Raw genomic sequence first — 23,022 nt, forward strand, 5'->3', positions numbered from 1 at the left:
CGCAAGCGGGTGCATGTCGTTCCTTCTCCCGCATGCGGGTGCATGTCGTCCCTTCTCCGCAGCGCCGGATGAGGGCGCGTTCGCACGCCTGCGGCGTGCCCCCCATCCGCCTTCGGCACCTTCCCCCGCTTGCGGGGGAAGGAAAAGAGAGGATGCCCCCCGCTTGCGGGGGAAGGGAAAGCAAGATGCTCCCCGCTTGCGGAGGCGGGCCAAAGACAGCGTGTCTCCAAGAGCGGGCCTTTCGCGCGCTGAATAATGTCTATACAGCCTAGAACTCCGCGCCGTAGCGGTCGAGGCCCTCGCGCAGCAGGTAGCGCGTGGCGAGCGCGCGCTGCTCCAGCGGGAAGTCCTGCATCACGTCCACCAGCTGGCGGAACGAACGGCAGCGCGCGGCGCGGCTGGCGGCGTCGTCGCCGGTGGCCGACATGCCGATCATGAAACCGTCGTGCAGCAGCATGGCGCTCACGCCGGCCTGGCGCAGCACCTGCTCGGCCGCGGCGGCGTCGTAGGGACGCGGCACGCCCTGGCTGCCCGAGACCGCCAGCGCCAGCACCGCATCGACGAAACGCTGGCGGCTGTCCGGGCCCAGCGCATTGGCGGCGCGCTGCAGCCCGAGCAGGCTGCGATCGGCATCGGCGTCGAACAGCGCGCACAGGGCCTCGGCCTCGCGCTCGTCGCGTGAGGCGGCGTGCACCGCCTGGTAGACGCCGTCGATGTCGCGGTCGGGCGCGCGCAGGATCACGTCGCCCACGCCCTGGATCACCAGCGCGGGATCGATCGCGGACAGGTCGATGGCCGGGCCCTGCTGCGCGGCCAGCGGCGCGGCCGGCACGGCGAGACAGGCGGCGAGCCACCAGGTGGAGGGGCGGAAGGGTCGGCTGGGCATCGGCGCGGCTCCGGGTCGGACGGCGGGAGTCTAGGCGGCGCGGGCTGAATCCCGCGTGCGCGCCGCGGCCTCAGCTGGCGCGCCGCCGGACCGGGATGCCGTGGGCGGGGAAGCGCGCGACCTCGGCGCCGCCCTCGCGGATCGGCGCGCCGTGCTCGGGCGCCCAGGCCAGCGCGGTGAGGACTTCCCAGGTGACCGGCAGCGGCGCGCCGGGCGCGGGCCGCAGGGCGTCGTAGGCGCGCGCGGCGCGGGCGAAGCGACCGCGCCCGGTCAGGGAGCGGCGGCGCTCGGCCAGCGCATTCGTCGCGCCCATCGCGCGCAGCGCGCGCATCAGCGCGGGCAGGTCGGGCTGGTCCTGGCGCAGCGCCTCGCGGTCGAGCACCGGATCGCGGAAGCCGGCCTGCATCAGCGCGTCGCCGAGCCCGGCGATGCCGACGAAGGGGCTGACGTGCGGGCGTTCGTCGGCCTCGGCGAAGGCCGCGCGCAGCTCGCCCAGGGTGCCTTCGCCGAAGGTGGACAGCAGCAGCATGCCGCCGGGCCGCAGCACCCGGCGGAAGCCGGCGAAGACCGCCGGCAGGTCGTCCACCCACTGCAGGCACAGGTTGGAAAACAGCAGATCGACGCTGTCGTCGGCCAGCGGCAACGCGCGCGCGTCGGCGCAGACGCGATCGACCGCGCGCCGCAGCCCGAGCCCGGCGCGCAGGCCGCGCCCGCGCGGCGCCTGCGCCTGCAGCATCGGCAGGGCGAGATCGAGCGCGAGCACGCGGGCGCGCGGCCAACGCGCGCGCATGGCCTGCGCCGCCCGGCCCGGTCCGCTGCCCAGGTCCACCACCGTGGCCGGCACGCGGTCGTCGAGGTACATCAGCGATTCCAGCAGCCAGTCCTCGACCTCGCGCTGCAGCGCGGAGGCATCGGCGTAGCTCGCCGCGGCCCGGCCGAAGGCCTGGCGGACATGGCGGGGATCGAACACGCTCATGCCGCGCCCCCGTCGTCGGCCAGCGTCGCCTCGAACGCGCGCAGCGCCGCCGCCACTTCTTCGGCGTGGGTCAGGAACGGGGCGTGGCCGGCGTGCGCGAGCACCTCCACGCGCGCGCGCGGCGCCAGCGCGCCGGCCGCCTGCAATGCGCGCGGATCGACCAGGCGGTCGCGGCGCCCGCCCAGCCACAGGCTCGGCATCGCCAGATCGGGCAGCACGGCGCGCAGGTCGCTGCGCTCGAGCAGGTCGAGGCCGTCGGCGAGCGCGCGCGCCGCCGGCTCGCCGCGCGCGAACAGCGCCTCGCGCAGGGTGCGCATCTCGTCGCGGGCGGCATCGGAACCGAACGCCTCCAGGGCGACGAAGCGCTCCAGGGTGCCACGGTAGTCCGCGCCGAGACCCTGGGCGAAGTCGCGGAAGACCTGCGCGGCCATGCCGTGCGGCCAGTCGTCGGCGCGCACGAAGCGCGGGCTGGCGGCCAGCATCGACAGGCCGCGCACGCGCCCGGGGTGGGCAGACGCCGCCTGCAGCGCGAACAGGCCGCCGAGCGACCAGCCCAGCCACAGCGCGCGCGGCAGCCGCGCGGCCAGCGCGTCGGCCACCGGCGCCAGCGCAAGCGGCAACGCCGATGCGCGGCTGTGGCCGTGGCCCGGCAGGTCCACCAGGTGCAGGGTGTGGTCGCCGCGCAGCGCCTCGACCAGCGGCGCGAACACGCCGCCGTGCATGGCCCAGCCGTGCAGCAGCACCACATCGGGGCCCTGCCCCAGGGTTTGGATGTGCAACTCGCTCATGCGCCCTTGTCCGTTCTCAGCGCCCGGGTCTTCGCTTCGCTGCCGGCGGCCGGTCGCGCCACCACCCAGGCGAAGGCGACGATGCCCGCGATCACCACGACCGCGCCCGCCAGCGCCGCGCCGCTCGGCCAGTCCTCGCCCAGCAGCAGCACGCCCAGCAGCACCGCGAACACCACCTCGGCGCCCTGCATCGCCTCGGCCGCGCCCAGCGCCAGCGGTTGGTCGCGCACCATGCCGGTGGCCTGGAAGAACAGGATGGTCGCGATCACCCCGGCGAACAGCGCCACGCCCGCGGCCAGCCAGACGTGGGCCATCGCCGGCGCCCCGGCGCGCGCGCCGGCGTAGATCGCGACCAGCAGCCACAGCGGCTGGCTGGCCAGGGTCAGGCCGAACACCCGCTGGGTGGCGTTGAGCGGCTCGCCGCTGCGCTCCAGGTGCAGCAGCAGCAGGCGGTTGCCGAGCGGGTAGCTGATCGCCGCCACCAGCACGCAGCCCAGCGCGATCCAGCCGGCGCGATCGAGCCCGCCGGCCTGCTCCGCGCGGGCGTGGCCGAACTGCATCAGCAGCACGCCGGCCAGGATCATGGCCGCCACCGCCAGCCCGGCCGGCGGGATGCGCCGGCGCGCGTCGCGATAGAGCAGCGGCGCGCACAGCATGCCGGCGATCACGGTGAACTGGAACGAGCCCGCCACCAGCCAGGACGGTCCGCTGGCGGCGGCGTAGCTGAGCATGCAGTAGAACAGCACGAAGCCGATCCCCGCGCAGCGCAGCCATGCCCAGGGGTGCGCCGCGATCGCCCGCAGCACCGGCCGCGCGCCGCCCTGGAAGCGCATCAGCGGCAGCATCAGCGGCAGGGTGATCAGGTAGCGCAGCGAGGCCATCCACGCCCAGTGCCCGCCTTCCGAGGCGCTGGCGCGGTTGAGCACGTAGGTCATGGTGAAGAACAGCGCCGAGGCCAGCGCGATGCCCACCGCGGCCAGGGCGAGGCCGTTGCGCGGCGGCGCGCTCATGCGCGGGGGCCGGCGGCGGGCGCGAGGCGATCGCGCGCGGCGGCCAGGGCCTCGACCAGCGCGTCCACCTCGGCATCGGCATGCGCCGCGCTCAGGGCGATGCGCAGGCGCGCGCGGCCCTCGGGCACGGTCGGCGGGCGGATCGCGGCGACCCAGAAGCCGGCCGCTTCCAGCGCCTGCGACCAGGCCAGCGCGGTGGCGTCGTCGCCGCACACGAGCGGCTGGATCGGAGTCTCGGAGGGCAGCAGGTCGAAGCCGTGGCGGGCGGCGCCGGCGCGCAGCCGCGCGATCAAGGCCTGCAGGCGCTCGCGGCGCCAGTGCTCGCGCCGCGCCAGCCGCACCGCGGCGAGCGCCGCGGCGGCCAGCGCCGGCGGCAAGGCGGTGGTGTAGACGTAGGGCCGGGCGGTGCCGGCCAGATGCTCGATCAGGTCCTCGTCGCCGGCCACGATCGCACCGTAGCCGCCCAGCGCCTTGCCCAGGGTGACCAGTTGCAGCGGCCGCGCGAGGCGGTCCAGCCGCGCGGCGGCCACGCTGCCGCGCCCTTCGGGGCCGAGCACGCCGATGCCGTGGGCGTCGTCCACGTACAGCAGCGCGTGCTGCGCGTGCGCGGCCAGCGCCAGCGCGCGCAGCGGGGCGAGGTCGCCGTCCATGCTGAAGACCCCGTCGGTGGCCAGCACCGCGGCGCCGCCGGGCGCGGCGCGCAGCTGCCGCAGCGCGCCTTCGGGATCGGCATGCGGATACCGGCGCAACCGGCAACCGGCCAAGCGCGCGGCGTCGATCAGGCTGGCGTGGTTGAGCCGGTCCTGCACGCACACGTCGCCCTCGCCCAGCAGCGCCTGCAGCACCGCGAGGTTGGCGGCGTAGCCGCTGCCCAACAGCAGCGCGCGCGGCACCTGCAGCCAGTCGGCGACCTCGCGCTCGAGCGCGGCGTGGTGGGCGTGGTGGCCACAGACCAGGTGCGAGGCGCCGCCGCCCACGCCCTCGCGCGCGGCGGCGTCCTGCAGGGCGTTGCCGACCTGGAAGTGCTGCGCCAGGCCGAGGTAGTCGTTGCCGCAGAAGTTCAGCAGCCAGCGGCCGTCGACCTCGGCGCGCACGCCGTCGCGGCGGGCGACGGTGCGGCGCGTGCGCAGGCGCGACTGCGCGCGCAGCCGCTCGCGCTGCGCGGCGATGCGCGCACCCAGGCGTTCCCGCTCAGGCATGCTGCTGGGTCCAGACCGCCATCGCGCCCCAGCCGATCGCCGGCAGCAGCAGCAGGCGGGTCAGGCCCAGCCACGGCGGCGGCGCCGCGGTCCCCGGCGCGGGCGCGCGCGCGGCGTGCGCGTCCTCGACCGACTTGCGCGCGATCAGCAACGCCGACAGGAACAGCGCCAGCATGTACAGCGTGCCGGCACCGCTGCCGCGGTAGAACAGCACCACGCCGGCGCCGATCACCGCCACCGCCGCGAGCCGCAGCACGGCGCGCGGGCGGTGGCCGCCGGCGCGCCACTCGACGACGAAGTGCAGCACGCCGATCGCCGCGACCAGCAGCAGGTACAGCGCGGCGCCCCAGGGCATCACGCCGCGCGGCTCCTCGCGCATTCGACGATGTCCGCGTGCACGGTGCCGCCGCCTCCATGGGCGATGCCGTCGTGGCCGTCGGCATCCACCGTCACCTGCATCGGCTTCAGGCCCAGGCGCGCGAACAGCGCCAGGTCGCGCTCGGTATCGGGGTTGCCGGTGGTCAGCAGCTTCTCGCCGTAGAAGATCGAGTTGGCGCCGGCGAGGAAGCACAGCGCCTGCAGCTCGTCGCTCATCTCCTCGCGCCCGGCCGACAGCCGCACCATCGATTTCGGCATCAGGATGCGCGCCACCGCGATCGTGCGCACGAACTCGAACGGGTCCAGCTCCGCGACCGTGTCGCGCTCGGCCAGCGGCGTGCCGGCGACCTGCACCAAGCGGTTGATCGGCACCGAATCCGGGTGCGCCGGCAACGTGGCCAGGGTGTGCAGCAGGCCGGCGCGCTGGGCGCGCGACTCGCCCATGCCGACGATGCCGCCGCAGCAGGTCTTCATGCCGGCGTCGCGCACGCGGGCCAGGGTGTCGAGCCGGTCCTGGATCTCGCGGGTGCGCACGATCGAGTCGTAGTACTCGGGATCGGTGTCGATGTTGTGGTTGTAGTAGTCCAGGCCGGCCGCCTTCAGCGCCTGCGCCTGCTCGCCGCTGAGCATGCCCAGGGTGGCGCAGGTCTCCAGGCCCAGCGCCTTGACCTCGCGGATCATCGCCGCGACCTTGGGGATGTCGCGGTCCTTCGGCGAGCGCCAGGCCGCGCCCATGCAGAAGCGCGAGGCGCCGGCCGCCTTGGCCTGGCGCGCCTTCTCCAGCACCGCCTCGGTCGACATCAGCTTGGTCGCCTGCACGCCGGTGTGGTAGCGCTGCGCCTGCGGGCAGTAGGCGCAGTCCTCGGGGCAGCCGCCGGTCTTCACCGACAGCAGGGTGCTGACCTGGACCTCGGCCGGGTCGAAGTGCGCCCGATGCACGGTGGCCGCGCGGTGCAGCAGCTCGGGGAAGGGCAGCGCGAACAGCGCCTCGACCTCGCGCCGGCTCCAGTCGTAGCGGGGGGCGTGGGCCGCGGCTTCGGCCTGCGGCCGGGTTGGGCTGACGGCGGACATGGGCGTTTTCCGACGGACGCTGGGAAGCGGACCCGGCAGTCTGGAAACCATGCCCGCCCCTGTCAACTCGATCCGCCCCCGTGCGGTTGACGGCTGGCCCGCCCGGCTGGCGCGATCGCTGTGGCGGGCGCGCTGCCCGCTCTGCCGCGAGCCGGCCGCCGGCGACGGCCTGTGCGCGCCCTGCGCGCGGGCGCTGCCCTGGCTGGGCCCAGCCTGCCCGCGCTGCGCCGCGCCGCTGGCGCCCGGGGACGGCACCGGCCCGGCCTGCGGCGCCTGCCTGCGGCGGCCGCCGCCGTTCGGGCTGGCGCTGGCCGCGTTCCGCTACGGCTTCCCGCTCGACCGCCTGCTGCCGCGCTTCAAGTTCCACCGCGACCTGGCCTGCGGGCGCCTGCTGGCGCAGTGGATGCTGCCGGCCTGCGCGCAGGCGCCGCGCCCGGACGCGCTGGTGCCGCTGCCGCTGCACCCGGCGCGCCTGCGCGAACGCGGCTACGACCAGGCGCTGGAACTGGCCCGCCCGCTGGCCCGCGGCCTCGCCCTGCCGCTGCGCGCCGACCTGCTGCGGCGCGTGCGCGCGACCGCGCCGCAATCGCGCCTGGACGCCCCCGCGCGGCGGCGCAACGTCCGCGGCGCGTTCCGCGCGGCCGGCACGGGCGCCATGCCACGCCACGTCGCGCTGGTGGACGACGTGATGACCACCGGCGCCACCCTGGCCGAAGCGGCACGGGCGCTGCGGCGCGCCGGCGCCGACCGCGTGGATGCGTGGGTCTGCGCGCGCGTGCCTTGACCCTGTCGCGGGGCGGGCGTATCCAGGGGTGTCCCCGCGCGCAAGGAACCGTCCATGACCGCCCCGCCCCTCGTCCACGCGCTGCACCGCAGCTGGTGGGTGTTCCTGCTGTACGGCCTGGTCGCCATCGCCTTCGGCGCGGCCATGCTGCTGTGGCCGGATCTTTCCGTGATCGCGCTGGTGCTGACCTTCGGCGCGCTGTCGCTGGCCGACGGCGCGGTCAGCCTGCTCAGCATCGCTCGCCGCGACCTGGCGCTGCCGCGCTGGCTGCTGGCGCTCTACGCGCTGGTCTCGATCGGCTTCGGCGCGCTGGCGCTGCTACGGCCGGCGGAGATGGCCACGGCGCTGCTGTGGGTACTGGCGCTGTGGCTGATCGTCGCCGGCGTGGCCCGGATCGTGTTCGCGATCCAGATACGCAAGCTGGTGCGGGGCGAATGGCTGCTGGCGCTCAGCGGCGCGCTGGCGATCGCGCTGGGCATCCTGTTCTTCGCCCGGCCCGGCATCGGGCTGATCGCCATCGCGGTGTGGATCGCGATCGGCGCGCTGTTCTACGGCGCGCTGCAGGTGGCGGTGGCGCTGCGGCTGCGCAGGCGCGCGCGGCCGATGTGAGCGGCGGCAGCCCTGGCTGTACCGGCATCCGGCGCGCAGTGCCCGCCTGCGGGGGGAACGCTGCCTTTTCCTTCCCCCGCAAGCGGGGGGCATCCTGTCTTTCCCTTCCCCCGCAAGCGGGGGAAGGTGCCGAAGGCGGATGGGGGCACGCCGCAGGCGTCCGAAGCGGCCCTCATCCCTTGCGGGAGAAGGGACAATATGCCCCCGCTTGCGGGAGAAGGGACAATATGCCCCCGCTCGCGGGAGAAGGGACAGCATGGGCCCGCTTGCGGGAGATGGGACGACTTGGCTCTGCTTGCGGGAACAGGCACAGCTTCGGCGTTGCGGGTCGTAACGCCGATACGCGCTGGCGCCTAGCGCAGCGCCAGGTCGATGGCGAGGCCGGCGAAGACGGCGGTGCCGACCCAGTGGTTGTGCAGGAAGGCGCGGAAGCAGGCGGCGCGCTCGCGGCCGCGCGCGATGGCGAATTCCCACACCACCAGCGCCGCGGCCGCCGCCAGACCCGCCCAGTACCAGGCGCCCAGCGCGGCGAGCCGGCCGACCACGGCCAGGCCGGCGAAGAACAGCGCGTACAGCACGCCCTGGATCGCCAGGTCGTGGCGGCCGAACAGGATCGCGGTGGACTTGGCGCCGGCGCGCAGGTCGTCCTCGCGATCGACCATCGCGTACCAGGTGTCGTAGCCGACGGTCCAGAACAGGTTGGCCGCGTAGAGCACCCAGGCCAGCGGCGGTATCGCGCCCTGCACCGCGGCGAAGGCCATCGGGATGCCCCAGCCGAAGGCGAGCCCCAGGTACGCCTGCGGCAGGTGGGTGTAGCGCTTGAGGTAGGGATAGGTCGCCGCGAGCGCGACGCCGACGAAGCTCAGCAGCACGGTCAGGCGGTTCAGCGTGAGCACCAGCGCGAACGCGGCCAGCATCAGCGCGGCGAACAGCGCCAGCGCCTCGCGCCCGGAGACCCGCCCGCTGGCCAGCGGGCGGTCGCGGGTGCGCTCGACCTGCGGGTCGAGCCAGCGGTCGGCGTAGTCGTTGATGACGCAGCCGGCCGCGCGCGTGAGCCAGACGCCGGCGGTGAACACGAACAGGACCCACGCCGGCGGCAGCCCGCCGGCGGCCAGCCACAGCGCCCACCACGTCGGCCACAGCAGCAGCAGCCAGCCGATCGGCCGGTCGCCGCGGGTCAGCTTCCAGTACTGGCGGAGGCGCTCGCGCCAGCGCGGCGCGGCGGGCGGGGCATGGCGGGCGGGTTCGGTGTTCAACGGCCTCGGGTTCCTGCGCGGGGGGACGCCGGCGACGTCGGGCGGGGCGGACTCGCGCGAAACGCCGCGATGATGGACAATACCCCGCTACGCGCCTGTAGCTCAGCCGGATAGAGTAGCGGCTTCCGAAGCCGTTGGTCGGGGGTTCGAATCCCTCCAGGCGCGCCATCCCTTCGTCGCGCACGCGACCGGGAGATGCCCGGCGCGGCCCGTCGGTCGCGCTGCGGTTCCGCTCCGGGACGCGGCCGCCCTCCCGCCACGGCTTCACAGGGACTTGATCCGGCCCAGACGGAAATGCGCGGGCCATCCCGTCGGCGCGCGCGCCCGGCGTCGCGCCGCCGCCGCCCGTCCCGCCCTGGATCGGTTGGTACGGCACGCGGACGCCTCCGCGCGCCATGCCGGGATCGACACTGCCCGACATGCGCATCAAGGACCCGTGCCGTGCCCCACTACGCGATCGCAGAGGAGCGCCGAGCGAGCGAACTGAGGTTCGTCGAACGCATCTACCGGATGCGCATGCTCGGCACGGCGCTGTCCATGCTGCCGATCGCCTCGGTCCTGGACGAACGCGCGGCCCCGGCCTGGGCCTGGGGCCTGTTGCTGCTCAACGCCTTCGCCTGGCCGCAGCTGGCGGTCCGGCTGGGCCGGCGCGCGCGCCGGCCGGCGGCGACGGAGTTCCGTTGCCTGGCGCTCGATTCCTGCTTCGGCGGCGCGTGGATCGCGGCGATGGCGGTCAGCGCCGTGCCCTCGGCGGTGCTGGTCACGGCCCTGACCGCGGACAAGATCGCGGCCGGCGGCGCGGCGTTGCTGGGCCGGACGTGCCTGGCCCTGCTGGCCGGCTTCGCCATCGCCTGGTGGGCGCTCGGCTTCCCGTTCGAGCCGGCGACCTCGCCGCGCACGCTGGCCGCGACGCTGCCGTTCCTGTTCCTCTACAGCGTGGCGCTGAGCCTGCTCAACCACCGCCTGGGCCGGCGGATCGCCGACCAGAACCGCGCGCTGGAACGGCTCAACCGCACCGACCCGCACATCCAGCTGCCCAACCGCCGGCATTTCGAGGCGCGCGCGCAGCACGAGTTCCTGCGCTACCGGCGCACCGGGCGGCCGATCACGCTGGTGCTGATCGACGTCGATCGCTTCAAGGAGGTCAACGACCGCTACGGCCACGGCATGGGCGACCGGGTGCTGGAACGGGTGGCGCGCATCCTCGAAGGGACGGTGCGCGACATCGACATGCCGGCGCGCTACGGCGGCGACGAGTTCGCGATGCTGCTGGTGGACACCAGCGGCGCGGCCGCCGCCCGGATCGTCGAGCGCGCGCGCGACCTGGTGCGGGCGATGCGCTTCGACGAGCACCCGGACCTGTGCTGCTCGCTGAGCATCGGCATCGCCGAGCTGACCGACGACGTGCGCACGCTGGAGCAGTGGATGGGCGCCGCCGACGCGGCGCTGTACCGGGCCAAGGCCGCCGGCCGCGACCGCATCGAGCTGGCCTGAGCCGCGGCGGGCGCGCCGTTACGGAGACGCCGCGGCGGGCGGCTTCGCGGGATGCCGCGCGAACGGCGCGGAAGCGCCGTCGGCGGCGATCAGCTCGACGGTGAAGGCCTCGCGGCTGCCGTCGGGCATTTCCATGCCCGGCGAGCCCATCGGCATGCCCGGCAGGGCCAGGCCGCGCGCGTTCGGGCGCTCGGCCAGCAGCCGCTGGATGTCCTCGGCCGGCACGTGGCCCTCGATGAAGTAGCCGCCGATCTCCGCGGTGTGGCAGGAGCCCTTGCCGTAGGGAATGCCCAGGCGCGACTTCACCTCGCCCAGTTCCGCGTGGTCGATGGTCTCGACCTCGAACCCGGCCGCGCGCACGTGCTCGACCCAGGCGCCGCAGCAGCCGCAGGTGGCGGTCTTGTGCACGACCATCCGCGGCCAGGTGGCCGGCGCGGCGACGGGCGCGCCGGCGGCCGCGGCCTGCGGCGCGGGGCGCGCGTCCATCGCGGCCGCGGACGCCGCGACGGGCTCGGGCGCCGGCGTCGCCGCCGGCTCCGCGCAGGCGGCCAGCGCGATCGGCGCGAGGCCGGCGAGCAGGGAAAGACACCATCGGGTCATGGTCGGCTCCTGTGCGGCGCGCGCCGCGTTCAGATCTTGAAGTCGTCGAAGGCGATCCGGTCGTCTTGCACCCCCAGCCGCTGCAGCAGCTGGCGGGTGGCGGCCAGCATCGCCGGCGGGCCGCAGAGGTAGAAGTCGCAATCGTGCAACGACGGGTGCGTCGCGAGCAAACCGGCGCCGGCGGCCTCGTGCACCAGGCCGCGCTGCAGGCCGTCGCCGCACTCCGCCGCCTCCGATAGCACCAAGTGCCAGCTGAAGTTCGCGTGCTCCCGCGCGAGCCGGCGCATCTCGTCCACGTAGGGCGCCTCGCGCAGGTCGCGCGCGCCGTACCAGAAATGGATGCGCTCGCTCGCCCCGGCGCCCAGCAGCGCGCGGATCATCGCCCGCAGCGGCGCCATGCCCGCGCCGCCGCCGATGAACACCTTCTCGCGCCCGCCGGGCTTGAGCGCGAAGTCGCCGAAGGGGCCGCTGTAGCGCACTCGGTCGCCCGGCTTGAGCGTGTAGACCCAGGCCGAGCCCTTGCCGGGCGGGTGGCGGCCGCCGCGCGCGCCGCCGGGGCTGAATCGCACCAGCAGGCCGAGACGGCCGCCGTCGGCCGCGGGCGCCAGCGACAGCGAGTAGGCCCGCCGCACCGGCTCGCGGTTGCGCAGCGTGGCCGGGAGCGCGAGCGCTTCGAAGTCGGCGCGATGCGCGTCCGGGTAGGCGATCGCCTCGCGCGGCAGTTCGTAGGCCGGCACGTGCACCTGCAGGTAGGCGCCGGGCTGGTAGTCCGGCCCGGGCGCAACGTCGGGGCGCAGCACGATCTCGCGCAGGAACGGCGCGACCGCCTCGACCCGCTCGACGGTGGCGGCCGATTCGGTCCACAGCCCGGCGCCGCCGGCCACCTCCACCTCGGCGTCGGCGTCCAGCGGCAGGTTGCAGGCCAAGCGGTAGCCCATGCGCAGGCGGCCAGCCGGCAGGTGCGCGCGATCGGCCGCGGTCGGTTCCGGCGCGCGGCCGCGCACGCGCACTTCGCACAGGCCGCAGCTCTGCCCGCCGCCGCAGTTGGACGGCAGTTGCAGGCCGTGGCGGGCCAGTGCGACGTAAACGGTCTCGCCGGCGGCCGCCGGCACGGTGCGCAGCAGGGCGCCGTCGGGCGCGAACACCGACAGTGCGCGCCGCGGGCGCCAGCGCCGCGGCACGAACTCCGGCAGCCGGAAGCTCACCACCAGCAGCCAGACGCCGCTGAGCGACATCCACAGCCCGCCGATGCCGGCCATCACCACCAGCGGGTTGTTGAAGTCGCTGCGGCCGGTGTAGTCCATGATGTGCAGCATCCAGAAGATGTCGAAAAGCCGCCACGTGCGGTTGCGGTGCACGAGCACCCGCCCGGTCTGCGCGGACAGGTAGACGGTGGTGTCCTCGGCGTCGCTGAAGTCCACGCGCCAGAACGGACCCTGGTGACCCCGCGCCTCGAGCGTGCGCTCCACCAGCTGCGGCGTGCCCGGCAGCCCCGGCCCGGTGTAGGAGGCTTGCGCGAGCCGCGCCACGCGCTCGGAATCGAGCGCCAGCGGCAGGCCGCTGCGCGCGTCCACCAGCCGCGTGCCGGCGGCGTCGCTCACCTCGTACACGGGCGTGGCGCCGAGCCAGGCCGAAGCCACGCCGCGCACGTCGCCGCCGGCGGCGAGCACCTGCGCTGCGGGCAGCGCGTCGCGCGGCCACGCAGCGGGCTCGGCCGGGTGCGCGCGCCAGGTGTGGCCCTGCACGCGGTCGTGGTCGAGCCAGGCCATCATCAGTCCGCTGACCATCCACAGCACGAACTGCGCGGCGACCAGCAGCCCGATCCACTTGTGCAGGCGGCGCATCCAGGGCGTCATGCCGGCGTCCTCCGGCGGAAGCCGTAGAACAGCAGCCAGACGCCGCTGAGCGCGAACAGCAGCCCGACCGCGGAGGCGACGCGCAGCAGTGTGTTGTTGACGTCGCTGCGGGCGTCGTAGTCCATGATGTGGAACATCCACAGAAAGTCGAACCAGCGCCACAGCCTGTGCCGGCGGGCGAGCAGCTCGCCGGTATCGGGCGAGAGGTACAGCGTGGTGGCGCCGCGGTCGGCGAAGTGCACCGCCCACATCGGCACCGGCCGAGTCGAGACCTCCTGCGGCGCCTGCGTCACCCAATCGGCACGCTCCACCTGCGCCTCGCCCTGGTACAGCGAACGCGCCAGCGCGATCGCGTCCGCCTCGGGCAGCGGGGTCAGCCGCTCGCCGCTGCGTGCGTCGGCCAGCAGGGCGCCCTCGGCGGTGCGCAGCTCGAACACGTCGCGGCCGAGCAGTCGCTTGAGCGCGATGCCCCGGGCGTCGGGATAGCGCGCCAGCAGCGCGTCCTGGGCGATGTAGCCGCCCTCGGGCGCCAGCGGCTCGCGGTGCGCGTGGGCGAGATGGTCGCCGTGGATGATGTCGAGCGAGATCACCGTCATGTAGACGCCGCTCACCGTCCACAGCAAGGCCTGGACGCCCACGACCAGGCCGATCCACTTGTGGGCGCGGCGCGCCCAGAACGCAGGTTTCATGCGTACCCCCGATGCGATGTCGGACATGCGCGGGGGGACCGGCGGGCCGGCCCCCCGCCCGCGTCACCAGCGATAGCTCAGCTTGGCGTTCCAGCGGCGGCCGAGCAGGTCGTAGGTCATCGTGTCGGTGTTGGCGTCGGTGTAGCTCTGGATGAAGGGCGCCTGCTTGTCGAACAGGTTGTCTACGCCCAGGGCGATGTCGAAGGCCTGGCTCACCGCGTACTGCAGCTGCAGGTTGTGGTAGGTCAGGCTGCCGGCATGGTCGCCGATGTCGCCGGGCGAGGCGTTGATGTCGTCGGCGCCGCCGATGTACTGCACGCTCCACGAGCCCGACCACGGGCCCTGCGCCAGCACCAGCGAGCCGAACGAGCGCCACTTGGCGAAGCTGCCGCGGCCGCCGGTGATCCTGCCGGCGTACTCGATGGTGTTGCCGCCCGGGAACGGGGTCAGGTCGTAGCGGTCGAGGTAGGAGACGTCGAGGTCGAAGGTGGCGTCGAGCCCCGCGAACGCGAATTCGTAGAGCATGCCGAGGTCGAGGCCCGAGATCCGCTCGCTGGCAGCGTTGACCGGCTGCGAGGAGAGGAAGTCGAGCTCGCCGGTGACCGGGTTGCGGGTGAAGTTGCTGTCGCTGCAGAACGGGTGCGACAGGCCGTCGCTGTTGTAGCACAGCGACAGCTTGGTGGAGCCGGCCACGCTCTGGATCGCGTTCTCGATACGGATGTCGAACCAGTCGACGGTCAGGGTCAGGCCGGGCGCGAAGGTGGGGGTCCACGCCGTGCCGATGGTGAAGGTCTTGGCGTCCTCGGGCTGCAGCTCGATGTTGCCGCCGGTGCGGGTCAGCACGGTATTGCCGAGCTGGGTGTAGCCTGCCGGCACGCCATCGGCCTGGCAGTTGCGGTAGATGTTGGAGGACGGGTCCGCGCCGCTCCAGCCGCTGCACGGGTCGGTGGTGGTGAGGTTGCCCTCGCTGACGCCGCCGAACAGTTCCGGGATGTTCGGGATGCGGAAGGCGGTGGCGTAGGTGGCGCGAACCTTCAGCGCGGGCGTCGCCTGCCAGTCGAGGCCGAGCTTGTAGTTGGTGTCGCCGCCGAACAGGTCGTAGTCGGAGTAGCGCAACGCGGCGTTGAAGGTGAGCAGCTCGGCGCCCGGGCGGCCCTCCAGCAGCGGCACGGAGACCTCCGCGAACGCCTCGCGCGCGTCGTACTCGCCGTCGATGCGCTGTTGCGCATTGCTGTTGGCGATGCCCAGCTGGGTCAGGATGTCCGGGTCGCGCCAGCCGCGGTCGGTGCGCAGCTCGACGCCGGCGGCGAAGCCCATCCAGCCGGCCGGCAGCTCGAACGGCTGGCCGCTGACGTTGGCGGTGAAGCTGCGCTGCTCGTTGCCGCCGCTGTCGCGGGTAGTGAACATGATGTAGTCGATCACGGCGGGGGTGAGGTCGCCGTAACCCAGGTAGTCGCCGCAGGGGATCGCCGCGCCCGGCGCGTCGCTGCACAGGGCGGTGTCGAGCGTCTGGTCGACGCGATCCAGGTTGGCGACGTTGGTGGAGCCGTCGATGCCGGTGTTGCGGCCGTAGTTGATCGCCGCGCTCCAGTTCCAGCCGTTGCCGAAGTGCCCGTCCAGCCCGGCCACCACGCGCCAGGTGTCGACGTCCTGGTAGAACTCGCGCGGGCCCGCTTCCTCCAGCCGGCGCCGCACCAGGGTCAGGTCCTGCCCGGTCGGGTTGGTCGGGTGGTCGGCGGCGATGCGGATCGGCCGGTACTGCCCGACCGAGCCGGCCGTGGCGAGCTGGTTGGAACGGCGGTTGGTGAACATCAGCTCGGTGAACAGGTCGACGCTGTCGTTGAGCGCCAGGTCGCCGAACACGCTAAAGCTGGTGCGCTTGATCGGATTGACCGCGTTGAGCGTCGGATTGCCGTTGTAGTTGTGGCGGCTGGCGTAGGGCTCGTAGAAATCGCCGTCGCCGCCCGGCTCCTGATTGAAGTTCACCATGCGGCCGTCGGCCAGCAGCGCGCGGCCGCCGATAGTGGCGGAGCTGCCCACGCACTGCAGTTCGCCGTTCACCTCGCCCAGGCCGCAGGGCGCGCGGCTGGCCATGTTGACCGCCTTGCCCTCGGAATAGTTCAGCGCCGCCATCAGCGAGCCGCGCTCGCTGGTGGTGCCCCACACGAGGTCGGCGGCCTGGTCGGCGCCGTCGCCCTGGAAGGTCTTGCCGTAGCGCAGACTCAGCTCCGCGCCCTCGAGGCCGCGCTTGGTGATGATGTTGACCACGCCGGCCACGGCGTCGGCACCGTAGATGGCCGACGCGCCGTCCTTGAGCACCTCGATGCGCTCGATGATCGCCACCGGGACGACGTTGAGGTCGACCGAGCTGTTGGCGCCGGTGCCGCCGTTGACGATGCGGCGGCCGTTGAGCAGTACCAGGGTACGGTTGATGCCGATGCCGCGCAGGTTGACCTGGGTGGTGCCGTAGCCGTTGCCGGTCCAGTAGGCGTTGCCCTGGTTGCCGGCGAAGCCGGCCGAGGCCGGCAGGCGCTGCAGCAGCGACTCCACCGAGGTGGCGCCGGAGCGGGCGATGGTTTCGGCGTCGACCACGCTGACCGGGCCCACGCCCGACAGCTGCGCGCCCTTGATGTGGGTGCCGGTGACGGTCACCGCGTCGAGCGTGGCGGCGGATTCGTCCTGCGCCGCGCTCGACTGCGCGGCGGCGGGCCCGGCGGCCAGCAGAGCGCTGATCGCCAGGGCGAGGTGATGGCGTTGGAACGGCATGGGAGGTTCTCCGGAAGACAGCTGGAATCGATCTGGCGTGGCGGGCATGCGCGAGGCGCGCGACGCGCGCGTCGCGGCAGGCATGCCGGGAGAGAGACGCAGATCAGCTGATCGGAGGTCGGAAGATCTTGCCGCTGCCCCGTTGCGGGGCGAGGATCTCGACGTGCAGCGGCGGCTCGCTGCGCAGGGCGTGGCGGCCGGCGAACGGCACCGTGACGTCAATGGTGCCCGCGGGATAGGCGCAGTTGCAGGCGCAACCGGCGATCATGCCGGCGCCGCAGTCGCAGCGCTCGCCGTCGGCGTGGCGATGGTCGTCGGCGGTCGCGGCGTCCGCCGCGGACGCCAGGCACGCGGCCGGATCGGACCCGGCGCAGGCGACAGGGGCGCCGTGGTCGCCATGGGACGCGCCGGTCGCCTGGTCCGCGCCGGCGTGGTCGGCCAGGTGTCCCGGCGCCAGCGCCATCCCCGCCGACGCCCACAGCGCCGTGCTGCCGTTGAGGCAGAGCAGCAGGCTCAGCAGGACGCGCAGGAGGGCGGGCTTGGCGTGCATTTCGGGCGCTGAATGGGCCGTGGCTATTTGTATATACCAACGCGGTCACAGTTATCACGCGCGTCGCGCCGGTGTCAACGCTTTCTTCACGGGAAGGGTGTATGCGCGCGAGTTCAGCCGGGGCCGGCGCCCGCCACCAGTTCGTAGCGCCCGCCGAGGAACAGCTGCTCGACGAAAGTCACGCATTCCGCGCCGCGCCAGGTCTGGCGCTCGATGCGCAGGCAGGCACTGCCGACCGGCGCCTGCAGCGCCGCGGCCTGCGCCTCGTCGGCGGCCACCGCGCCGATGCGGTGGCGCGCGCGCGTCCACGGGACCGTGCGCAGCAGCCAGCTGCCCGGGGCGGTGGCGGAGAAGTCCATCGTCAGCGCGCCGGGCACCGCGTCCGGATTGAGCAACCGCGTCTCCAGCGCGAACGGCCGGCCGTCGGCCAGGTGCACGCCGCGCAGTTCCAGCACCCGGCCCTGCGCGTCGGCCAGCGCCATCTCGTGCGGCGTGCGGCGCCGGGCCGCGCGCCGGCGCCGCGACAGCAGCCGGAAGCGGTAGGCGTGCCCGCGCTCGGCCACCTCCATGGGAATGTCCGGGATCTGCAGCGCCACCGATTCGAACCGCGGATCCGGCGCGCGCACGAAGCTGCCCGACCTGCGCCGGCGCACCACCAGGCCGGCCTGCGCCAGCGCGGTGAGCGCGCGGTTGACCGTCATCCGCGAGCAGCCGTATTCGGCCATCAGCTCGTGCTCGGGCGGGACCCGGTGTCCGGGCGGCCACTCGCCGCTGCGGATGCGCCGCTCGATGTCCTCCCGGATGCGCTGGTTGAGGGGAACGGCGACGGCGGTCTCCATGCGCGGGAGGCTTTCCGAAGGTGGGGACGAGCGCCGGCGCGGGGCGTCTGGACGGCGGCGAGGTCGCGCCATTATTGTATAGACATAAATCGCAGGCCAGGGAGATCGCCTTGAACGCACCGCTGCTGCTCCGCCCCGGCGCCGTGCCGCTGGCGCACTGGCGCGCCGTCCTCGGCGGCGCCTCCGTCGCGATCGATCCCGCCACCGCCGAGGCCGTGCGCCGCAGCGCGGAGACGGTGGAGGCGATCGTGTCCCGCGGCGCGCCGGTCTACGGCATCAACACCGGCTTCGGCAAGCTCGCCAGCGTGCGCATCGATGCCGCCGACCTGGCCGCGCTCCAGCGCAACATCGTGCTCTCGCACGCCGCCGGCGTCGGCGAGCCGCTGCCGGCGCCGGAGGTGCGGCTGATGCTGGCGCTGAAGCTCGCCAGCCTCGCGCACGGCGCCTCGGGCGTGCGCCCGGAAACGCTCGCCCTGCTGGAAGCCATGCTGCAGCGCGACGTGCTGCCGCTGGTGCCGGCGCAGGGTTCGGTCGGCGCCTCCGGCGACCTCGCGCCGCTGGCGCACATGGCGGCGACCATGCTGGGCGTGGGCGAGGCCTTCCACGCCGGCGAGCGCATGCCCGCGGCCGACGCGCTGCGCCGCGCCGGGCTGGCGCCGGTGGAACTGGCCGCCAAGGAGGGCCTGGCCCTGCTCAACGGCACCCAGTTCTCCACCGCCTGCGCGCTGGCCGGGCTGTTCGCGATCGAGGACGTGTTCCGCGCCGCGCTGGTGGCCGGGGCGCTCTCCACCGAGGCCGCGCGCGGCGCCGACACCCCGTTCGACCCGCGCATCCACGCCCTGCGCCGCCATCGCGGCCAGCAGGAAGTGGCCGCGGCGCTGCGCGCGCTGATGCACGGCTCGGCGATCCGCGCCTCGCACCTGGAACACGACGAGCGCGTGCAGGATCCGTACTGCCTGCGCTGCCAGCCGCAGGTCATGGGTGCGGCGCTCGACGTGATGCGGCAGGCCGCGCACACCCTGGCCGACGAGGCCAACGGCGTCTCCGACAACCCGCTGGTGTTCGCCGATACCGGCGAGGCGCTGTCGGGCGGCAACTTCCATGCCGAGCCGGTGGCCTTCGCCGCCGACATGCTGGCGATGGCGGTCTGCGAGATCGGCTCCCTCTCCGAGCGCCGCACGGCCATGCTGGTGGACCCGGCGCTGTCCGGCCTGCCGGCGTTCCTGGTGCCGCGGCCGGGCCTCAACTCCGGCTTCATGATCCCGCAGGTGACCGCCGCGGCGCTGGTGTCGGAGAACAAGCAGCGCGCGTTCCCGGCGAGCGTGGACTCCATCCCCACCTCGGCCAACCAGGAGGACCACGTGTCCATGGCCGCGCACGGCGCGCGCCGGCTGCGGCGCATGGCCGCCAACGCCGCCCACGTGGTCGGCATCGAACTGCTGGCCGCCGCGCAGGGCTGCGACTTCCATGCGCCGCTGCGCTCCAGCCAGGCGCTGGAGACCGTGCGCGCGCGCCTGCGCGACGCGGTGCCGGCGATGGACGAGGACCGCTACGTGCACCCCGACCTGCAGGCCGCCACCGCCCTGGTGACCGGCGGCGGCGCGGTGGCCGCCGCCGGCCTCGCGCTGCCCGGCCTCGACGACTGACCCCGCGCCCCGGAGGCCCCGATGACCCGACACGACCCCGCCCGCCGCATCCGCGCCCCGCGCGGCACGGCGCTGACCTGCCGGTCCTGGCTGACCGAAGCGCCGTTCCGGATGCTGCAGAACAACCTCGACCCGGAGGTGGCCGAGCGCCCGGAAGACCTGGTGGTCTACGGCGGCATCGGCCGCGCCGCGCGCGACTGGGCCTGCTTCGACGCCATCCTGGACACGCTCAAGACCCTCGGCGACGACGAGACGCTGCTGGTGCAGTCGGGCAAGCCGGTCGGCGTGTTCCGCACCCACCCCGACGCGCCGCGCGTGCTGATCGCCAACTCCAATCTGGTGCCGCACTGGGCGACCTGGGAGCACTTCGACGCGCTCGACCGCCAGGGCCTGATGATGTACGGCCAGATGACCGCCGGCTCGTGGATCTACATCGGCAGCCAGGGCATCGTGCAGGGCACCTACGAGACCTTCGTGGAGATGGGCCGGCAGCACTACGGCGGCGACCTGACCGGCCGCTGGATCCTGACCGCGGGCCTGGGCGGCATGGGCGGCGCGCAGCCGCTGGCCGCCTCGCTGGCCGGCGCCTGCAGCCTGACCGTGGAGTGCCAGCAGAGCCGCATCGATTTCCGCCTCAAGACCCGCTACGTGGACGAGCAGGCGGTCGATCTGGACGACGCGCTGGCGCGGATCGAACGCTACACCCGCGCCGGCGAGGCGAAATCCGTCGCTTTGCTCGGCAACGCCGCCGAGGTGCTGCCCGAGCTGGTGCGCCGCGGCGTGCGCCCGGATTGCGTCACCGACCAGACCAGCGCCCACGACCCGCTGCACGGCTACCTGCCGATCGGCTGGACGGTGGAGGAATGGCAGGCGGCGCAGGCGACCGACCCGCAGCGCGTGCGCGACGCGGCCAAGCGTTCGATGCGCGTGCACGTCGAGGCGATGCTCGCCTTCCATGCGCAGGGCATCCCCACCGTCGACTACGGCAACAACATCCGCCAGATGGCCAAGGACGAGGGGCTACAGAATGCCTTCGACTTCCCCGGCTTCGTGCCCGCCTACGTGCGCCCGCTGTTCTGCCGCGGCATCGGCCCGTTCCGCTGGGTGGCGCTGTCGGGCGACCCGGAGGACATCGCCAGGACCGATGCCAAGGTCAAGGCACTCATTCCCGACGACCCGCACCTGCACCGCTGGCTGGACATGGCCGGCGAGCGCATCGCCTTCCAGGGCCTGCCGGCGCGCATCTGCTGGGTGGGCCTGGGCCAGCGCCACAGGCTCGGCCTGGCCTTCAACGAGATGGTGCGCAACGGCGAGCTGAAGGCGCCGATCGTGATCGGCCGCGACCATCTCGACTCGGGCAGCGTCGCCTCCCCCAACCGCGAGACCGAGGCCATGCGCGACGGCAGCGACGCGGTCAGCGACTGGCCGCTGCTCAACGCGATGCTCAACGTCGCCGGCGGCGCGACCTGGGTCAGCCTGCACCACGGCGGCGGCGTGGGCATGGGCTACAGCCAGCACTCGGGCGTGGTGATCGTGTGCGACGGCAGCGAGGCCGCCGACCGCCGCATCGAGCGCGTACTTTGGAACGACCCCGCCACCGGCGTGATGCGGCATGCCGACGCCGGCTACGAGATCGCCAGGGACTGCGCGCGCGAGCAGGGGCTGAAGCTGCCGATGGCCTGATTCCGGGAACTGGCCGCCGCAGGCTGCTCGATCGAACGGCGAGGCCATTGGGGCGGTGGCTGGCCGGGGACTATTCGCCCATGCGGCATTACGTCGCCCTGGCCTGGCGGAACGGTCAGGATTGACCGGAATCGCCGTTCACCGCGCCAGCTTCAGGTGCCCGTACTTGCTGCTGCCGGTACGCAACTTGCGCTCGAGCCCGTCGATGGGCTGACCGGTCTCGATGGCGGTGGAGCTGGCCACGGACCGGACGATGGCGTCCTTGAGGCGCTGGCCCGATGGGCGCTCGCCGACTGGGCGGCTGGGCGTTTTCATGGCGGATATTCTACCTCGGATCGCCCCAGGACCAGCCTCCGACCCGCGTGCGCACCGCATGACGTGCGATGGGCGGGAAAGCGCCCGCCTCCGGTCCCGGCGGGTTCCGGCCGATCCGGAGGGTCGCATGGAGTCGCCCCCGCGGACGCCGAGCGCCGCGCGCCCGTGCCGCTACGGCGCACCGGCCTCGACGAACACCGGATTGGAATAGAACCACAGGTCCTGCCAGGGATCCTCGCCGGGCGCGTCGGGCAGCGGCTCGGCTTCGGTCGTGCTGCTGCCGCGGGCGCGGACGTAGCCGCCGCGGGCGGGCGCGGGCAGGTCCAGGGAGACCGACCACCAGTCGCCGTCGCGATGCATGCGTTCGCGGTCGAAGCGATGCACGCGCGTGCGCACGCCGCCGTCGGCGGCCGGCTCGCCGACGATCAACGCCATCTGTTCCAGCCGCGGGCGCTGGCCGTGCGCGTTCGGCGAGGCGGGCTGGCGCACGCGCAGCTCGACGCGCAACGGCTCGCCCGGACGCGCGGCCAGCCGGCCGCCCATCGCGGCGGCCCGCGATGCGTCGCCCTCTGCGCGCACGGTGAGCTCCAGGGCGTCGATCAGGTCGCCGGTGACCGCGAACATGCGCCCTGCGCGCAGGCCGTCGAAGATGTCGCCGGCCTCCGGGCGCGCCCAGACCCAGGTCTTGCTGTACTCGCCGGGATCGAAGTCGCGGCCGCCGTCGCGCAGGTTCTGGTGCGAGTCGGAGCTGGCGGTGATCCAGAAGCGCCGGCCCTCGGCCAGCATCGCGTCCCACGCGCCGCCGACGATGGCGGTCATCTGGTCGAAGCCGCCGAAGGTCGGGGCGGCGGCGTTGCGGTACAGGCCGCGCTCGCTGCGCGTGGCCTGGTGGCCGGGGGCGCCTTCCATGCCGATCGCCACCGCGGGCGCGGCGTCGTGCCAGGCGCGCAGCTCGCGCGGCTCGACCTCGCCCCAGGCGCCCACGCCGGTGGCGGTGCGCGAGGGGTGGTTGACGATGAGCAGCGGCGGCGCGGGCAGCGCGCGCATGTACGCCAGCGCGTCGAGCATCAGCGATTCGTCGTCGCGCGTGCCGTCCTGCAGCGGTTCCCTGCGGCTGTAGCGGCGCTCGATCTCCACCAGCTGGTCGCGCTCGTCCGGCCCCGGCGCGACGATCAGCGAGGCGTGCTCGGCGGCCGGCACGTCGAACTCCATGCCGTTGAACTGGATCAGCGCCGGCACCGCCCGCCTGGCCTGCTGCAGCGCCGGCCAGGCGTGGTCGCGGGTGACCGCCGAATGGCCCGGCCCGCCGTGATCGGTGTGCACCATCCAGCGCAGGCCGTAGGCCAGCGCCTGCCGGGCGTTGCGGGTGCGGGTGTAGGGCGAATCGCCGCCCGGGACCGGGCGCGGCGGCGAGACCGCGCGGTCCCAGCCCACGCTCCACTCGCTGTGGACGTGGTGATCGCCGGCCAGCCACGCGCGGCCGGCGTCGGGATCGGCGGCATGGGCGCAACCGCCGCAGGCGAGGACGAGCGCGAGCAGCGCCCGGGATACGGGTCGAGACATGGGGAGACTCCTGGTTGCGTGCGTCGCCGCAGGCGACGCGCCTGCGGCGACGCGGTCGGGGCGC

General features: G+C 74.0%; 21 protein-coding genes and 1 tRNA gene. 6 read left to right on the plus strand and 16 right to left on the minus strand.

What is annotated here, in order from left to right:
• Positions 1 to 268: 268 nt before the first annotated feature.
• The 7 genes from Z164_RS0117500 to bioB all read right to left on the minus strand — a co-directional run bounded on the left by Z164_RS0117500 (position 269) and on the right by bioB (position 6,308).
• Positions 269 to 886, minus strand: a complete 618-nt coding sequence (locus tag Z164_RS0117500) for a hypothetical protein (protein WP_024891975.1) — start codon at positions 884 to 886, stop codon at positions 269 to 271.
• A 70-nt stretch (positions 887 to 956) separates the two neighbouring features.
• Positions 957 to 1,862: a malonyl-ACP O-methyltransferase BioC gene (gene bioC / locus Z164_RS0117505; RefSeq protein WP_024891976.1), complete on the minus strand. Its 906-nt coding sequence runs from the start codon at positions 1,860 to 1,862 to the stop codon at positions 957 to 959.
• Entirely contained in the window at positions 1,859 to 2,641 is a 783-nt protein-coding gene (gene bioH, locus Z164_RS0117510) for a pimeloyl-ACP methyl ester esterase BioH (protein ID WP_024891977.1), read from the minus strand. Before bioH ends, bioC begins: the two co-directional genes overlap by 4 nt.
• A gap of 5 nt (positions 2,642 to 2,646) precedes the next feature.
• Positions 2,647 to 3,660 (minus strand): multidrug resistance efflux transporter family protein, encoded by a 1,014-nt coding sequence (locus Z164_RS0117515; protein ID WP_052338512.1) that lies wholly within the window; start codon positions 3,658 to 3,660, stop codon positions 2,647 to 2,649.
• Complete coding sequence (gene bioF / locus Z164_RS0117520; protein WP_024891979.1) at positions 3,657 to 4,859, minus strand: 8-amino-7-oxononanoate synthase; 1,203 nt, start codon at positions 4,857 to 4,859, stop codon at positions 3,657 to 3,659. The genes Z164_RS0117515 and bioF overlap by 4 nt, the downstream gene beginning before the upstream one ends.
• Entirely contained in the window at positions 4,852 to 5,238 is a 387-nt protein-coding gene (locus Z164_RS0117525) for a hypothetical protein (RefSeq protein ID WP_024891980.1), read from the minus strand. Before Z164_RS0117525 ends, bioF begins: the two co-directional genes overlap by 8 nt.
• Entirely contained in the window at positions 5,214 to 6,308 is a 1,095-nt protein-coding gene (gene bioB / locus Z164_RS0117530) for a biotin synthase BioB (RefSeq protein WP_024891981.1), read from the minus strand. The genes Z164_RS0117525 and bioB overlap by 25 nt, the downstream gene beginning before the upstream one ends.
• 49 nt (positions 6,309 to 6,357) lie before the next feature.
• Here bioB and Z164_RS0117535 point away from each other — a divergent pair, with 49 nt between their 5' ends.
• Both Z164_RS0117535 and Z164_RS0117540 read left to right on the plus strand, forming a co-directional pair.
• Complete coding sequence (locus Z164_RS0117535; protein WP_024891982.1) at positions 6,358 to 7,092, plus strand: ComF family protein; 735 nt, start codon at positions 6,358 to 6,360, stop codon at positions 7,090 to 7,092.
• Between the two features lie 54 nt (positions 7,093 to 7,146).
• A complete protein-coding gene (locus tag Z164_RS0117540) occupies positions 7,147 to 7,701 on the plus strand; it encodes an HdeD family acid-resistance protein (protein ID WP_024891983.1) in 555 nt (184 codons plus the stop codon).
• Positions 7,702 to 8,054: 353 nt separating this feature from the next.
• Here the strand turns inward: Z164_RS0117540 and ubiA are convergent, their stop codons facing one another.
• The gene (gene ubiA / locus Z164_RS0117545) at positions 8,055 to 8,957 is read right to left on the minus strand and encodes a 4-hydroxybenzoate octaprenyltransferase (RefSeq protein ID WP_024891984.1); all 903 of its coding nucleotides are present in this window, start codon (positions 8,955 to 8,957) and stop codon (positions 8,055 to 8,057) included.
• A 91-nt stretch (positions 8,958 to 9,048) separates the two neighbouring features.
• Between ubiA and Z164_RS0117550 the strand changes: the two genes are divergently transcribed.
• Positions 9,049 to 9,125: transfer RNA gene (locus tag Z164_RS0117550), tRNA-Arg, on the plus strand.
• Positions 9,126 to 9,398: 273 nt separating this feature from the next.
• On the plus strand, positions 9,399 to 10,451 hold the full coding sequence (locus Z164_RS0117555) for a diguanylate cyclase (RefSeq protein ID WP_024891985.1): 1,053 nt from the start codon (positions 9,399 to 9,401) through the stop codon (positions 10,449 to 10,451).
• A gap of 18 nt (positions 10,452 to 10,469) precedes the next feature.
• Here the strand turns inward: Z164_RS0117555 and Z164_RS20935 are convergent, their stop codons facing one another.
• The 6 genes from Z164_RS20935 to hutC form a co-directional block, all read right to left on the minus strand.
• Complete coding sequence (locus Z164_RS20935) at positions 10,470 to 11,051, minus strand: DUF411 domain-containing protein (protein WP_024891986.1); 582 nt, start codon at positions 11,049 to 11,051, stop codon at positions 10,470 to 10,472.
• Between the two features lie 29 nt (positions 11,052 to 11,080).
• Positions 11,081 to 12,907 carry a 2Fe-2S iron-sulfur cluster binding domain-containing protein gene (locus Z164_RS20940; RefSeq protein ID WP_024891987.1) on the minus strand — a complete coding sequence of 609 codons (1,827 nt, stop codon included), beginning with the start codon at positions 12,905 to 12,907 and terminating at the stop codon, positions 11,081 to 11,083.
• Positions 12,904 to 13,596, minus strand: coding sequence for a PepSY domain-containing protein (locus Z164_RS0117570; RefSeq protein WP_024891988.1), 693 nt, complete (start codon positions 13,594 to 13,596; stop codon positions 12,904 to 12,906). Before Z164_RS0117570 ends, Z164_RS20940 begins: the two co-directional genes overlap by 4 nt.
• 63 nt (positions 13,597 to 13,659) lie before the next feature.
• Complete coding sequence (locus Z164_RS0117575) at positions 13,660 to 16,362, minus strand: TonB-dependent receptor domain-containing protein (protein WP_024891989.1); 2,703 nt, start codon at positions 16,360 to 16,362, stop codon at positions 13,660 to 13,662.
• Positions 16,363 to 16,465: 103 nt separating this feature from the next.
• Positions 16,466 to 16,912 carry a CopL family metal-binding regulatory protein gene (locus Z164_RS0117580; RefSeq protein WP_024891990.1) on the minus strand — a complete coding sequence of 149 codons (447 nt, stop codon included), beginning with the start codon at positions 16,910 to 16,912 and terminating at the stop codon, positions 16,466 to 16,468.
• Between the two features lie 113 nt (positions 16,913 to 17,025).
• Positions 17,026 to 17,751, minus strand: a complete 726-nt coding sequence (gene hutC, locus Z164_RS0117585; RefSeq protein WP_024891991.1) for a histidine utilization transcriptional repressor HutC — start codon at positions 17,749 to 17,751, stop codon at positions 17,026 to 17,028.
• A 110-nt stretch (positions 17,752 to 17,861) separates the two neighbouring features.
• On the opposite strand from hutC, the gene hutH reads away from it, so the two are divergent.
• Positions 17,862 to 19,397: a histidine ammonia-lyase gene (gene hutH / locus Z164_RS0117590; protein WP_024891992.1), complete on the plus strand. Its 1,536-nt coding sequence runs from the start codon at positions 17,862 to 17,864 to the stop codon at positions 19,395 to 19,397.
• A gap of 21 nt (positions 19,398 to 19,418) precedes the next feature.
• Positions 19,419 to 21,080, plus strand: coding sequence for a urocanate hydratase (hutU, locus tag Z164_RS0117595; RefSeq protein WP_024891993.1), 1,662 nt, complete (start codon positions 19,419 to 19,421; stop codon positions 21,078 to 21,080).
• 138 nt (positions 21,081 to 21,218) lie between these two features.
• Here the strand turns inward: hutU and Z164_RS22995 are convergent, their stop codons facing one another.
• Both Z164_RS22995 and Z164_RS0117605 read right to left on the minus strand, forming a co-directional pair.
• Positions 21,219 to 21,395, minus strand: a complete 177-nt coding sequence (locus Z164_RS22995) for a hypothetical protein (protein WP_169735577.1) — start codon at positions 21,393 to 21,395, stop codon at positions 21,219 to 21,221.
• Between the two features lie 171 nt (positions 21,396 to 21,566).
• The gene (locus Z164_RS0117605; protein WP_024891994.1) at positions 21,567 to 22,958 is read right to left on the minus strand and encodes a CehA/McbA family metallohydrolase domain-containing protein; all 1,392 of its coding nucleotides are present in this window, start codon (positions 22,956 to 22,958) and stop codon (positions 21,567 to 21,569) included.
• Between the last annotated feature and the right edge of the window lie 64 nt (positions 22,959 to 23,022).

This window comes from Luteimonas huabeiensis HB2 (genome assembly GCF_000559025.1).
In the GTDB taxonomy this organism is placed as follows: domain Bacteria; phylum Pseudomonadota; class Gammaproteobacteria; order Xanthomonadales; family Xanthomonadaceae; genus Luteimonas; species Luteimonas huabeiensis.